Source organism: Colwellia echini (assembly GCF_002843355.2).
GTDB lineage: Bacteria > Pseudomonadota > Gammaproteobacteria > Enterobacterales > Alteromonadaceae > Colwellia > Colwellia echini.
The window spans coordinates 55950-70079 of the sequence record NZ_PJAI02000013.1 but is presented as its reverse complement, the minus strand read 5'-3'; the positions used below and the strand labels follow the sequence as shown (position 1 = coordinate 70079).

The window sequence follows — 14130 nt, the reverse complement described above, 5'->3', positions numbered from 1 at the left end:
AAAAAATTGAGTTGTACTTTGTGCTGTACTTTAAGTAATAAAGTGCAAATCTGTACAAAAAATAATAAGGCAATTCTACACGGGTTAAAAAACATTTTCTACTGTTTTTACGCCTAGACGGCTAAACGTCTCTAATTTTTAACGTTAGGTGTATTGTTATTTACCGAGTACTTCATTGCCTGATTTATTGAGGATTTTTCTGATGTTTACTGATTTTTATTGATGGATAAAGGTGATACTTGTATTTCATTCTGCCAAAGTTGGCTAAATAAAATATTTTGTTGCTGCTTTTCAAGTGTACTAAAAAAGTAATGTTCTCCCTGTTGGCAGGGATCTGCGTTCAAATTATTTTCGTTTAGTTTTTTAATTAATTGCTGAGTTACGGGCACGGTTGTTTCAATAATAGTGATGTTATTACCAACAATATTACGTATTTGATGTTGTACAAAAGGGTAATGGGTACAGCCTAAAACCAAGGTATCAATATCTAGTGTAATTAGTGGCTCAAGATATTGTTGTAATAAACTAATACAAGCCGCGCTATTTTGTTGACCTTGTTCTATAAATTCGACTAAACCAGGGCAGGGTTGAATAATAACTTGTGCGCCATTATGGTGTAAGGCTATTAAATCTTTAAAACGTTGATTTTCGCTAGTCGCTTGGGTTGCTAACACTGCTATCTTTTTAGTGATACTTTGTAAGGCTGCCGGTTTAATTGCAGGCTCAACGCCAATAATCGGAATATTAACCTGTGAGCGAAGTTGCTCAATGGCGTTTACTGTTGCGGTATTACACGCAATAACAATAGCTTTAACACCTTTGTTAATTAATTGCTGGGCGATAATATTGACTCGCTCAACAATAAAATCAACCGACTTTTCGCCATAAGGCGCATACAAACTATCAGCAATATAAATAATATTTTCATGAGGCAATTGTTCACTAATGCACTTGGCAATAGAAAGCCCACCAACGCCAGAGTCAAAAATACCGATAGGGGCTGAATTATAAATGTTTGTTTGCGAATTGATGATGTTAGAGCCAAGCAATATAAATGTAGTGAATAAATTGTATTGCCTTTAATAGTGATAAAGCAAACTTAATTAAAGGATTAATGATTTGAGGCAGGATGTACGGGATTATCAATGATAATTAGGTTTTAAGAAATAAATTAACGCTTCCAAGGTGCCGCAGCTTACATAGTCCTGAACACCGTGTGTTCAGGGCGGGATTATCATGTTAACCGTAGGCTTCCCGATACGAGCCGGGCTTGCACAATAGCTATCAATCAATTCCCTAAGGTAAAACTTATCGGCTCAGGGACATAGTTCGCACACAAACACCCCAGAAGACAAAGTAAGTATAGCTAAAAATGGCTACGCTATTAAGGTTTTTTTTATAAAATATGGTTAAGTGCTGAGTAATTATTCGTTATGTTTTATTTTTAAACTGCTTTATCCAACAGCTTAACTTTAATTTATTCAACTTTATAACTTTAGAATTTAGATTAAGGGAGGGAAGTTATCGTTTCGAATTCTTTACTATCCGAATTCATCATACAGACTCAGTAGCTGAGCAGGTTATGCTCTTTTTTTACGAGAAGGGGAAAGTGCTTGCTCAATAGTTGATTGCAAAAGTGCGATTGTTCTCTCGTTTTCTTGTTGTTCAACTTTTAATTGCTGCTGTGTTGTTATTAAATCATTAGCTAGATTTAATGCAGTCATTAATAGCGTTTGCTCAGGAGTACTAATAACTTTACTTGCAGATACTTTTTTTAAACGATCACTTAGTTCTTGCGCTGCCGTTAATAAGGCAGTTTCTTGCCCTATTGGGCAAGCTACTTTTAGCTTGCGATCAACTATGTTGATTTCTACGGTGCGTTGCGACATTTATAAAAAATTCCAAGGTATATTAATAATATAGGCGTCATGTAGCTATTTTCAATCCATTATTTCAATGATAACGATGCAATGCGTTTGATGCAAGCGATCAATGCAAGTAATGTCAATAAGATCAAAGTTAAGTTGTAACGATCTTTTTAATATTTGAACAGGCTTTTAAGTTATTTTCCTTTTCTGTGATTTTCCGCGGTGATACCATTACTTATAATTCCCCGTAATATAATAGAAAAGTAACCATGACTGATAAAAGTTCAAAGAAAGACTCAAACCATAATGTAATAGACTTTGCCACTCTGCAGGCTATTTTAACGAGCGAAAGTGTTGAGTGTCATGCCAGTGAATTGCATGGTGTATTAACAGGTTTAGTTTGTGCGGGGTTTGAATTTGAAGATCAAGGTTACCTTGCCATGCTCAACGATTTATTCAATGAGGGCGACAGCTTTCCTAGCGCGGTAAAAACAGCACTTAAGCAAATGTTTAGTGAGTTATGGAGTAGCATTTTAGATGATACTTACAGTTTTAACCTGTTGTTGCCTGACGACGATGACTCTATCGCCGAGCGAGGTCATGCGTTAAGTATGTGGGTACAAGGTTTTAATTTAGGTTTTGGCTTACAGCAAAAAGATAACCCTGTTTTATCGGAAGAAGTAAAAGAAGTACTGACCGATTTTGGCGAAATTGCTAACTTGTCTGATGAAATGGAAGAAGATGAAGATACTGAGCAAGCTTACTTTGAAATTGGTGAATATGTTCGAATTTCAGCGTTATTATGTTTTAGCGAATTAGCGACACCACCTAATCGAGAAGGTAACAATACTGTCGCTAAAATTCTTCATTAAATGCAGAGCTTGATTTTTGTTCTTAATTGCAGAAATTAATTTCGGATATTAACGCTGTATTTTATATAAGATATTAACCTTGTAATTTTTTATAAAAGTTAGCTTTTAAAAACTAATTCTCACCTATCAATAATAAGCTTAACAATGACCAAAGCCCAATTAAGTAAATTACCTTTAAGCGATTTTGCTAAGCATCGCGCCGCATTTATCACTAAAATGGCAAATAACACTATTGCCATTTTTCCTGCCGCTAGTGAATTAACGCGCAGTAATGATACCGAATTTGCGTTTTGTCAAAATAAGAATTTTTATTATTTAACAGGGTTTAACGAGCCTGACGCGTTATTAGTTTTAGTAAAAAATGAACAAGGTGAAGCACGCTCCATCTTATTTTCCTTACCTAAAGATCCTTTACATGAAATTTGGCAAGGTCGTCGCATTGGGCAAATTAAAGCAGTAGAAGATTATGGCCTAGATAAATGCTTTGAAGTGAAGGATATTGACGCTTTATTACCTGATTATCTTAATGGCAAAAGCCAAGTATTCTTTAGTTTTAGTGATTTAGCCTTTGCTCATCATACTTTATCTGCTCAAGTTTTTATTTGGTTAAAGCAAGTGAAAAGTCGTAGCCGCCAAGGTGTACAAACACCACAATGTTTAATGGACTCTGACCCCATTGTTGAAGAATTACGTTTAATTAAATCAGATAACGAATTAGCTTTAATGCGCCAGGCTAATCACATTTCTGGCTTAGCACATCAACGTGCTATGCAAAAATGCCAAGTCGGTAAGTTTGAATATCAAATTGAAGCAGAAATATTGCATGAATTTGCTAAGCATGGTGCAAGACATCCAGCATATGCCAGTATTGTTGCCGGTGGCGATAATGCTAATATTTTGCATTACACCGCCAATAGTGACGCCCTTAATAATAATGAGTTATTACTCATTGATGCGGGTGCAGAATTAAATGGTTATGCCGCAGATATTACCCGTACCTTTCCTATTAATGGCAAATTTACCCCTGCACAAGCGACACTTTATCAACTTGTACTAGATGCTAAAAACTTAGCGATTAATGCGATTAAACCAGGAATGACTTTCGCTAAATTAAATATATTAACGAATGCTTTTTTAACTCAAGGTTTACTTGATTTAGGTATTTTCCATGGGGATATCAACGAACTTATTACGGATAAAAAAATTAAGCAATACTTCATTCACGGTCTAGGTCATTGGCTTGGCTTAGATGTGCATGATGTTGGTGACTATCAAAGTAATGAAAAACGAGAGCAAACTCGAGTGTTCGAGCCTGGTATGGTAATGACCATAGAGCCGGGTCTTTATATCCCTCTTGATGATTTAAGTGTTGAACAAAAGTGGCGCGGGATTGGTATTCGAATTGAAGATAATATTGCAGTAACAGCAACAGGCTTTGAAAACTTAACTGCCAATTCACCTCAAACAATTGCAGAAATTGAAACGCTGATGGCTAAGAGCTAAGCATCAATGACAACGACGAACAATACACATCAACATTTTGATGTCATTATCTCTGGCGGCGGTTTATCGGGCAGCTTAATGGCGTTAAGCCTAAGCCAATTGACTAAAAAAGATGGTAGTTTACTTTCTATTGCCATTATTGAAGCACAAGAAGTTGAGGTGCAGGAAGTTGAAACACAAGCAACCAATAAGGCTAATACTGCAGATGAAAGCAGTTTATTCGATGCACGTGTTTTAGCCTTATCTCATGGTAGTGCTAAATACTTAAATGAATTAGGTGCATGGCAATATTTAAAAGAGCAAGCATGTGCTATCACGGATATTGATATTTCTGATCGTGGTTATTTTGGTAAAGCGCGACTAACTGCGCAAGAATATAATGTCAATGCGCTAGGCTATGTTATTGATATGGCTAAAATTGGTAAAGCGCTACTTACCGTATTAAAAATAAGAGCAGCAAATACTAGGAGCAATATTCACTGGTTTAGTCCTGACTCCATTATTGCTATTGATTGGCATTCCAATACGGCAAGTTCAAACCAAGAGCAAGTAACCGTTACCTTAAACTCAAGCAAAACCCTATCGGCAAACTTATTACTTGCTTGTGACGGTGTACAATCTCCAGTTAGAAAACTCGCTAATATAAAGGTAAATGCTGATGAGTATCAGCAAGTGGCACTTATTGCTAATGTATCTACCAGTAAAGCACATCATAATAAAGCCTTTGAGCGCTTTACCGAGTTTGGTCCTATTGCTATGTTGCCACTAACTAATGTTGGTGTTAAATCAAATAACGAGAATACGGACTCAAACCGTTGTTCATTAGTGTGGACAATGACGCCAGAACAAGCTGGCACGATTAGCCAACTGGATGATGAAGCATTTAAACTTGAACTTGAACGTGCCTTTGGCAGTTACCTTGGCGCTATTACCCAAGTAGGAAGTCGTGCTACGTATCCGTTAGTATTATTACAAGCGCAGCAGCAAACGTTTCACCGTATGGCGTTAGTTGGTAACTCCTCACATACTATTCACCCTATTGCAGGGCAGGGTTTTAATTTAGGTTTGAGAGATGTAAAAGTAATGTCGAGCTTAATTGATGCAGCATTACAAGAAGAAAAAAATATAGGTAATTTTGCGTTATTACACGCTTATCAAACCAACAGAGCTAAAGATCAACGCGAAGTGATAGCATTAACAGATTCACTCGTTACCCTATTTGCCAATGATTTACCGCCGTTAGTCTTGGGTAGAAATATAGCCTTACAAGCATTGAATTTTATGTCACCGCTTAAAAATTCTTTAGTTAAAAAAACGATGGGTTATTAACCCATAAATATCTATGAACTTATTTGAACTTTCATTTCAATTGAAGAAGACAAAACATGCAAAAATTTGATGTGTTAATTGTTGGCGCAGGCATGGTGGGCTTAACACTTGCACTGGCGTTGCGTAAAACTAGCCAATTAAAAATTGCCATGGTTGACACACAAGCGGTCACTCAACTCGATGATAATATTGACGTGCGAGTTAGTGCGATTAATGTTGCCAGTAAAAACATCTTTTCGAATTTAGGTGTTTGGCCTGCAATTGAAAGTAATCGCGCCCAAGACTATCAACATATGCATGTTTGGGATAAAGCAGGTTTAGGTAAACTCGATTTTTCAGCACAACACAGCGACATTTTCCCAACCGAAGATAATTTAGGTTGGATCATTGAAAACAAAGTGATCCGCCACGCCTTATGGCAACAAGCTGAACGTGATGAAGGTATTCATTTTTTTACTGATAACAAGCTTGCCAGCATTAGTCATGGTGACAGTGAAGTGTTTGCCACCTTTGAGCAAACCGAAAATAGTCCAATGACCACGCCGATCATTAGTAAATTAGTGGTTGGCGCTGATGGTGCAAACTCTTGGGTTCGTAAGCAAATGAACATGGAAATGATCTTTAAAGATTACGACCATCATGCCATCGTCGGCACTGTCGAATGTCCGCAAGGTCATAAAAATACAGCATGGCAAGTCTTCCTACCATCAGGTCCACTAGCATTTTTACCATTACAATCAGCTGCTAATAATAATTCTGCTGTGGATTTATGCTCAATTGTATATTCCACCGCGCCTGATGATGCAGCACGTTTACTTGCTCTTGAACCTGTTGAGTTTGCGAAAGAATTAACCGCAGCAAGCGATGGCAAATTAGGTGATATTAAACTTATTAGCGAACGTTTTAGTTATCCGTTAACTATGCGTTTAGCGCAAGACTTTGTAAAACAGCGTGTGGTTCTTATTGGCGATGCGGCCCATACTATTCATCCTCTTGCAGGGCAGGGTGTTAACTTAGGTTTACTAGACGCCGCAGCATTAGCGCAAACCTTAACAGCTAAACTTGATGAGCATGATGAAAACTACACTGACTTTGTAAACGCTACTGATCTCAAAGCATTTTCACGCTGGCGTAAAACTGAAGCCACTGAAATGATTGCCGCGATGGCAGGAATAAAACAAGCTTTTGAACCACAGCAATCACCTATAAAGTTATTACGTGGGCTTGGTATGAATTTGATCAATAATTTCACCCCAGTTAAAAATAAACTTATTGCCCAAGCACTAGGAATAAAAGCAGATTTGCCTGAGCTTGCTTACCAAAAAGATAATTTATAAAAAACTTAACTCATAACGCTTAGCTTCCGAAGCCCAACCTCCCAAGTTTAGCGCTTGGGAATATCGCTATTAAAAGCCGTTATAAATTTCATAAAAATCACATCAAAAAGTCATTTAAAGATCATTTAATAGTCAGTAAAAAATAAATAATTGCCTTTTATTTGTTTTATGGCTTAAACACTCACTCACTATCGTTATTTATTTTTATAGTTGAGGGTATTTGAAATATAATTCGGTATCATCTTATTAGGCTGTCATATGTTCCTGATAGCTTGCTTTTTGTTGTTGAATCAACAAAAGGGCAGCGTTATAATTGCCGCACTTTTTAGTAAGCTAACATAAACTTTAATTGTTAATGCTTATTCGTAAAACATCAGGTGAAACACATGACCAGTAAAACAGTATTACATGCCAAACATATAGAAGCTGGCGCAAAAATGGTTGATTTTTATGGCTGGGAAATGCCAATTAATTACGGCTCTCAAATTGAAGAGCATAATGCGGTAAGAACTAAGTCTGGCATGTTTGACGTTTCACACATGACCATTGTTGACGTGCAAGGCAAAGATGCAAAAGCATTTTTACGTCGTTTAGTAACTAACGATGTTGCGAAATTAACCGCGCCTGGCAAAGCATTATATGCAGGCATGTTAAACGAAGCTGGCGGCGTAATTGATGATCTTATTATTTACTTCTTCTCAGACACTGATTACCGTTTAGTGGTTAACTCTGCAACACGTGAAAAAGACTTAGCGTGGATGAACAAACAAGCTGCTGGTTTTGAGCTTAGCATTACTGAGCGTCCTGAATTTGGCATGATCGCCGTACAAGGCCCAGAAGCTAAAGCACAGGTTGCTAAGTTACTAAGCGCGGCACAAAATGATGCTATAGCTGATATGAAGCCATTTTTTGGTGTGCAAGCAGATGATTTATTTATCGCAACTACTGGTTACACTGGCGAAGATGGATATGAAATCATTGTTCCTGAGAATGACGCTGCAGACTTTTGGCAAAAACTATTAGATTTAGGTGTTGCCCCTTGTGGTTTAGGTGCACGTGATACTTTACGTTTAGAAGCTGGCATGAACCTTTACGGTTTAGATATGGACGAAACTATTTCGCCAATTGCTGCTAACATGGCGTGGACTATTAGCTGGGAACCAACTGACCGTGACTTTATCGGTCGTGACGTATTAACAGCACAAAAAGCGGCAGGCGATCAAACAAAATTAGTCGGCTTAGTGATGACTGAAAAAGGCGTACTACGCTCGCATCAAGTGGTTGTTACCGAATTTGGTAACGGTGAAATAACTTCAGGTACTTTCTCACCAACGCTCGGCCACAGTGTTGCGTTAGCGCGTGTTCCGCGTAGCGTAAACGTAGGTGACGTAGTTGAAGTTGAAATGCGTAAAAAATTAGTAAAAGTTACCGTAACTAAGCCAAGTTTCGTGCGTAACGGTAAAAAAGTATTCTAATTCGTCATAATTGAAACTACAGCTTTATTGTCTTCGCTACTCGCCTTGTCACGTAGTAAACTACGCTCCAACGGCTCGAAACTCGACGGCTTCGCTGTAGTTCCAGCTGTAGTTCCAATTATTTAGAATTAGCTTAGAATTAACTTAGAAAGACTTTAGAGTTTATTTAATCATTATTTGAAATTTATTTAATAGTAATTTAAGCATTAAAAACTGATTCAATTATCTACTTCTTTTGTGCTATATAAATGTACAGAAATTAAAATATTAAACAGGAATATAAAATGAGCAACACACCTTCTGAATTAAAATACGTAGCTACTCACGAATGGGTTAGCGTTGAAGAAAATGGCATTGTAACGGTTGGTATTACCGATCACGCCCAAGGCCTTTTAGGTGACATGGTATTTGTTGAATTACCAGAAGTGGGTGATGCAATCACTACTGGTGACGATGTTGCCGTTGCAGAATCAGTAAAAGCAGCTTCAGACATATATGCACCAGTTACTGGCGAAGTAGTTGAAATCAACGAAGCACTTGAAGATTCGCCAGAGTTAGTTAACTCAGATGCGTTTGGTGAAGGCTGGTTGTTTAAAGTGAAAGTAGAAGATCTAAGCGAGTTAGAGACATTACTTGATGCTGAAGCCTACGCAAATTCTATCGAAGACTAGTATTTAACAGAGCTAAAATTTTCAGTCACATTCAACGTTTATACGGCGTTGCTAAACATCGACTGTTTATGAAAAACTGTTAGTTAAACTTGTAGACCCGTTAATACTTTTAGCGAAATATTGAAGCCTCTTTTCTTTTATGAAAATTGAGGCTTTATTTTATTTATTCTTAGAACATTTTATTTAAGTGAAACTGTATGACCTCCAAAGCAACTGTTAACACCTCAGCATCTTCTACATTGGCAGAGCTAGAGCAAACTCAAGACTTTATTCGTCGCCACATTGGCCCTAGCGAAGCGCAAACGCAAGATATGTTAAAAGATCTAGGTGTTGATTCTGTTGATGCTTTAATTAGTGAAATTGTGCCAAGTGATATTCGTTTAGCTGATTTGCCAAATATCCAAGAGAGTAAAACAGAAGTTCAAGCATTGGCTGATTTAAAAGCCGTTGCTAGCTTAAATAAAGTAAACGACACCTACATTGGTTTAGGTTACTACGGCACCTTAACGCCGAACGTTATTTTACGTAACGTGTTAGAAAATCCAGGTTGGTACACAGCGTACACACCTTACCAACCAGAAATTGCCCAAGGTCGTTTAGAATCATTATTAAACTACCAACAAATGTGTATAGACCTTACCGGTCTTGAGCTTGCTTCTGCTTCATTATTAGATGAAGGTACAGCCGCGGCAGAAGCCATGGCATTAGCTAAGCGTGTTTCTAAAAACAAAAAATCAAACTTATTCTTTATCTCTGATGACGTTTATCCGCAAACAATTGATCTAGTTAAACAACGTGCTGATATGTTTGGTTTCGACATCATTGTTGCCCCAGCAAACCAAGCGCCAGAGCATGATATTTTCGGCGCACTAATTCAATATCCAGGCGCTAGTGGTGAAGTTACTGACATCAGCGAATTAATTGCCAGTATTCAGGCAAACAAAGGTATTGTTGCCGTAGCTGCAGATATCATGAGTTTAGTATTACTTAAATCACCAGGTGAATTAGGCGCAGATGCAGTAATCGGTTCAAGCCAACGTTTTGGTGTGCCAATGGGATACGGTGGTCCTCACGCAGCATTCTTTACTACATCAGACAAATATAAACGCTCACTGCCGGGTCGTATTATTGGTGTTTCAAGAGACACACGCGGTAACAACGCACTTCGTATGGCAATGCAAACACGCGAGCAACATATTCGCCGCGAAAAAGCTAACTCTAACATTTGTACAGCCCAAGTTTTACTTGCCAACATGGCAGCGTTTTACGCGATTTACCATGGTCCACAAGGTTTAAAAACTATTGCTAATCGTATACACCGTTTAGCTGACATTTTATGTTTAGGTACAGCAATGAAAGGCTTAACCGCTACTCATGCTAACTACTTCGACACGTTAACATTCAATCTAGATGCTATTGATGGCTTTAATAAGGAAGAAATCGTAGCGCGCGCATTAGCCGCTGGCGTTAACTTCCGCACTGATGTTGAAGGTCAAATTTCAATATCAATTGATGAAACCACTACCCGTCAAAACATCGCGCAACTTTTCGATATTTTATTAGGCGAAGGTCACGGTTTAAACGTGAGTGAGCTTGATGACAAAATTGTTGAATGTGGTCATTCTTCAATTCCAACTGCATTAATTCGTGAATCAGAAATATTGACTCATCCAGTATTTAACTCATACCACAGCGAAACAGAAATGCTTCGTTATATCAAAAAACTTGAGAACAAAGATTTAGCATTGAACCACTCAATGATCTCTTTAGGCTCTTGTACTATGAAGTTAAATGCAACCGCGCAAATGATACCAGTGTCATGGCCTGAGTTTGCAAACATGCATCCGTTCGCGCCAATTGACCAAGCGCAAGGTTACAAAGCCATGATTGACGAATTAGCCGAATGGTTAGTTGAGTTAACAGGTTACGACAAAATGTCGATGCAACCTAACTCTGGTGCACAAGGTGAATACGCAGGTTTAATCTCAATTGTTAAATATCATGCAAGCCGCGGCGACAGCCATCGTAACATTTGTTTAATTCCATCATCAGCGCATGGTACTAACCCTGCAACAGCAAACATGGTTGGTTTTAAAGTAGTTGTAGTGGCGTGTGATAAAGAAGGTAATGTTGACATGGCCGACTTAACAGCTAAAGCTGAAGAGTTACGTGACAACCTTGCGTGTATCATGATCACATACCCGTCTACGCACGGTGTTTATGAAACCACTATCGCCGAAATTTGTAACATTGTTCATGACAATGGCGGCCAAGTTTACCTTGATGGCGCCAACATGAACGCACAAGTAGGCTTAACATCACCAGGTCATATTGGCGCTGATGTTTCGCACCTTAACTTACACAAAACCTTTGCTATTCCGCATGGCGGCGGTGGTCCAGGTATGGGGCCTATCGGCGTTAAAGCGCATTTAGCCCCGTTCTTACCTGATCACGCAATCATCAATGTAGATGCAAGCACCGCAGGCAATGGCGCAGTATCAGCAGCACCATTTGGTAGCGCTGGTATTTTATGTATCTCTTACCTATATTGTGCCATGTTAGGTAAGCAAGGCGTTACCGATGCAACTAAATATGCAATCACCAACGCTAACTACGTAGCCACTAAACTAAGCCAACATTACCCATTGTTATACACAGGTAAAAATGGTCGTGTTGCCCATGAGTGTATTATTGATTTACGTCCACTTAAAGCATCATCTGGTATTACCGAAGTTGATATTGCTAAGCGATTAATTGATTACGGATTCCATGCTCCAACTATGTCGTTCCCTGTAGCCGGCACGTTCATGATTGAACCAACGGAATCAGAATCTAAAGTAGAGCTTGATCGTTTTATTGAAGCGATGGTATGTATTCGTGATGAAGTACGTAAGGTAGAATCTGGCGAGTGGGCTTTAGACAACAACCCATTACAAAATGCTCCGCATACGTTAGCAGATATTACTGATGTTTGGGATCGTGGTTATACGGTTGCAGAGGCAGTATTTCCAGTGCCAGCGGCAGCAGCTAACAAGTTCTGGCCAACGGTTAACCGTATTGATGATGTATACGGCGACCGTAACTTGGTGTGTTCATGTCCTCCAATTGAAACGTATATTGATTAGGTAACTATCTGATATAGAATCTAAAAAAGCGAGCTAAGGCTCGCTTTTTTGTTTGCTTTACTTTAATTCTTCCATCAATATGATAATAGAAATATATGAGGGATTAAAATGACGGACACTATAGATTTTGATTGGACTGAAAAATTAGAAATAAAAAGTAATGTCTCTGCTTCAAAGTTAATTGAAACATTTCCTGAAGATAAGTTGGAACGTGCTAAATACGCTAAGTTTTTAACAAAGTATTTGAAATCCACTTCATATGATGATTCTACATCAACTCATCTTAACTATGTTTTAAACCTAAATTCCGAATGGGGTGCAGGTAAGTCTTATTTCTTACGACGGTGGGCTAATGATTTAAAAACTCAACACCCTGTCGCATATATAGATGCTTGGAAACAGGATTATTCAGAAGATCCATTGATGACGGTGATTTCATCAATGATTAGTCAATTAAGCGATCAAGCACCTAAATCAGTTACAGCTTTTAAACCACCTAAAAAATTAATTGGCTTATTAAAGGCCGCGGCACCAGCAGTCGCTAGAGGGGTAACAAAGCGATATTTAGGTATTGACCCAGTGAAAATCATGGAGTCAGATGACGAAGAAGAGATCGGTGAAAATATTAAGGATGAGAATGGGAATCCCATAGATATGGGAGTAGCAGCTTCTAAGATTGTAGAAAATTTAATAAGTGATCATGATGCTAAGTCTAAGGCAATTGAAAGTTTAAAAGTCACCGTGGGATTATGGGTTAAATCTGTTATTGAAAATGGAAAGAATAGTCCGGCATTTATATTTATTGATGAACTAGATCGTTGCAGGCCTAGTTATGCAGTAGAAATGTTAGAAACTATTAAGCATATTTTTGATATTCCAGGTGTGATCTTCGTTGTCGCCACAGATACTGAACAACTCCAACATGCAGTAAAAGCTATTTATGGGGAAGGGTTTGACGCGAGAACCTATTTAGCTAGATTTTTTGATAGCCGTTTCAGTTTAAAATCACCTAATTTTAATAATTTACTTGAGGTTCATTGTCAAAAACAAAAACTGTCTAAAGAACACTTTGATGAATTAGATATCCTTGTTTGGCCAGAAAATGAAGGCTATAAGCTAATGATGGATAATATCACTGCTGTTTTATCTTCATTTCATTTATCTACAAGAGCTGCAATTCAAATTACTGAAAAAGTGATCGCCATCACATCTAATTTAGATAAAAATTCTAAGTTAGATATGTTGATGTTAACTACTTTACTTTGTATTAGAGAAAAAGATGAAGAACTTTATGAAGAGATCTTAAGCTTAAATTTTATAAAATTGAATGGTGATAAAAGTATTACTCTTGATAACTACCTTAGTGCTCGTTTTTCTTTTGAAGCTAAAGAAATATTAATAAACTTTAATAAAATTAATAAGACTTATTTTGAAACTAATATTTATTATTCGGATTTATCTTTTTATATTAAGAATATTTTCGCTCCATTTTTTGACAGTAAATGTGGACCTACCAAGATCACTAGTTGGGCTTTAGGATCGAATCAAGGTAGAGAACAAACTAAAGAAGATAAAGTTTTAGAAGAGCTTCGGTCTTTATATAGAGATGCTAGAAATAACGGAGATCGTGTTAAAGGTGATTGCGCAAATAAAATTCTAGAATTTTTAAATATTAGATCACAAGTTAATTTATTAAGACCTCAGTTTTATAAAGATCTGGTTGAGATAGCTTCTGCAATTGATTGGATTGATGATGAAGAGGTAGGTGAATAAATAATATATTGTCGCGGTGGCGACGGCACCCAAAGGGAGACTGCCTCCGGCCTCCCTCTGGACTCCCACGGAGCTGCTACATCAACGTTATCCTATATTCAGCACAATATCTTCGACGTAACAGCCATGAAGGCACATCCATGTGCCACATGGCTTTTGCCATCATCCATGATGGCA

The 14130-nt window shown here is 37.8% G+C and carries 10 protein-coding genes and 1 other RNA gene; 8 read left to right on the top strand and 3 right to left on the bottom strand.

Annotated features, from left to right (window positions below):
* Window positions 1-206: 206 nt before the first annotated feature.
* The 3 genes from murI to CWS31_RS11920 form a co-directional block, all read right to left on the bottom strand.
* Window positions 207-1049, bottom strand: a complete 843-nt coding sequence (gene murI, locus CWS31_RS11930) for a glutamate racemase (protein WP_246143499.1) — start codon at window positions 1047-1049, stop codon at window positions 207-209.
* Between the two features lie 124 nt (window positions 1050-1173).
* A non-coding RNA gene (ssrS, locus tag CWS31_RS11925) (6S RNA) lies at window positions 1174-1354 on the bottom strand.
* Window positions 1355-1580: 226 nt separating this feature from the next.
* Window positions 1581-1889 (bottom strand): cell division protein ZapA, encoded by a 309-nt coding sequence (locus CWS31_RS11920; protein ID WP_101342565.1) that lies wholly within the window; start codon window positions 1887-1889, stop codon window positions 1581-1583.
* A gap of 248 nt (window positions 1890-2137) precedes the next feature.
* Here CWS31_RS11920 and CWS31_RS11915 point away from each other — a divergent pair, with 248 nt between their 5' ends.
* The 8 genes from CWS31_RS11915 to CWS31_RS11880 all read left to right on the top strand — a co-directional run bounded on the left by CWS31_RS11915 (window position 2138) and on the right by CWS31_RS11880 (window position 13953).
* Window positions 2138-2740 (top strand): UPF0149 family protein, encoded by a 603-nt coding sequence (locus CWS31_RS11915; protein ID WP_101342564.1) that lies wholly within the window; start codon window positions 2138-2140, stop codon window positions 2738-2740.
* 144 nt (window positions 2741-2884) lie between these two features.
* Window positions 2885-4243, top strand: coding sequence for a Xaa-Pro aminopeptidase (pepP, locus tag CWS31_RS11910; protein WP_101342563.1), 1359 nt, complete (start codon window positions 2885-2887; stop codon window positions 4241-4243).
* A 6-nt stretch (window positions 4244-4249) separates the two neighbouring features.
* Window positions 4250-5572: a 2-octaprenyl-6-methoxyphenyl hydroxylase gene (gene ubiH, locus CWS31_RS11905; protein WP_101342562.1), complete on the top strand. Its 1323-nt coding sequence runs from the start codon at window positions 4250-4252 to the stop codon at window positions 5570-5572.
* A 56-nt stretch (window positions 5573-5628) separates the two neighbouring features.
* Window positions 5629-6909 (top strand): FAD-dependent monooxygenase, encoded by a 1281-nt coding sequence (locus tag CWS31_RS11900; RefSeq protein WP_101342561.1) that lies wholly within the window; start codon window positions 5629-5631, stop codon window positions 6907-6909.
* A gap of 386 nt (window positions 6910-7295) precedes the next feature.
* A complete protein-coding gene (gcvT, locus tag CWS31_RS11895; RefSeq protein ID WP_101342560.1) occupies window positions 7296-8384 on the top strand; it encodes a glycine cleavage system aminomethyltransferase GcvT in 1089 nt (362 codons plus the stop codon).
* A 284-nt stretch (window positions 8385-8668) separates the two neighbouring features.
* Window positions 8669-9055, top strand: a complete 387-nt coding sequence (gene gcvH / locus CWS31_RS11890) for a glycine cleavage system protein GcvH (protein ID WP_101342559.1) — start codon at window positions 8669-8671, stop codon at window positions 9053-9055.
* Window positions 9056-9252: 197 nt separating this feature from the next.
* Window positions 9253-12180, top strand: a complete 2928-nt coding sequence (gcvP, locus tag CWS31_RS11885; RefSeq protein WP_101342558.1) for an aminomethyl-transferring glycine dehydrogenase — start codon at window positions 9253-9255, stop codon at window positions 12178-12180.
* 108 nt (window positions 12181-12288) lie between these two features.
* Window positions 12289-13953, top strand: a complete 1665-nt coding sequence (locus tag CWS31_RS11880; protein WP_101342557.1) for a KAP family P-loop NTPase fold protein — start codon at window positions 12289-12291, stop codon at window positions 13951-13953.
* Window positions 13954-14130: the final 177 nt, after the last annotated feature.

Excerpts from the sequence above, each read along its gene's own strand:
- CWS31_RS11900 (WP_101342561.1), top strand. The coding sequence starts at position 5,629 with ATGCAAAAATTTGATGTGTTAATTGTTGGCGCAGGCATGGTGGGCTTA.
- CWS31_RS11880 (WP_101342557.1), top strand. The coding sequence starts at position 12,289 with ATGACGGACACTATAGATTTTGATTGGACTGAAAAATTAGAAATAAAA.
- gcvH (WP_101342559.1), top strand. The coding sequence starts at position 8,669 with ATGAGCAACACACCTTCTGAATTAAAATACGTAGCTACTCACGAATGG.
- CWS31_RS11920 (WP_101342565.1), bottom strand. The coding sequence starts at position 1,889 with ATGTCGCAACGCACCGTAGAAATCAACATAGTTGATCGCAAGCTAAAA.
- ubiH (WP_101342562.1), top strand. The coding sequence starts at position 4,250 with ATGACAACGACGAACAATACACATCAACATTTTGATGTCATTATCTCT.
- gcvT (WP_101342560.1), top strand. The coding sequence starts at position 7,296 with ATGACCAGTAAAACAGTATTACATGCCAAACATATAGAAGCTGGCGCA.
- gcvP (WP_101342558.1), top strand. The coding sequence starts at position 9,253 with ATGACCTCCAAAGCAACTGTTAACACCTCAGCATCTTCTACATTGGCA.
- pepP (WP_101342563.1), top strand. The coding sequence starts at position 2,885 with ATGACCAAAGCCCAATTAAGTAAATTACCTTTAAGCGATTTTGCTAAG.
- CWS31_RS11915 (WP_101342564.1), top strand. The coding sequence starts at position 2,138 with ATGACTGATAAAAGTTCAAAGAAAGACTCAAACCATAATGTAATAGAC.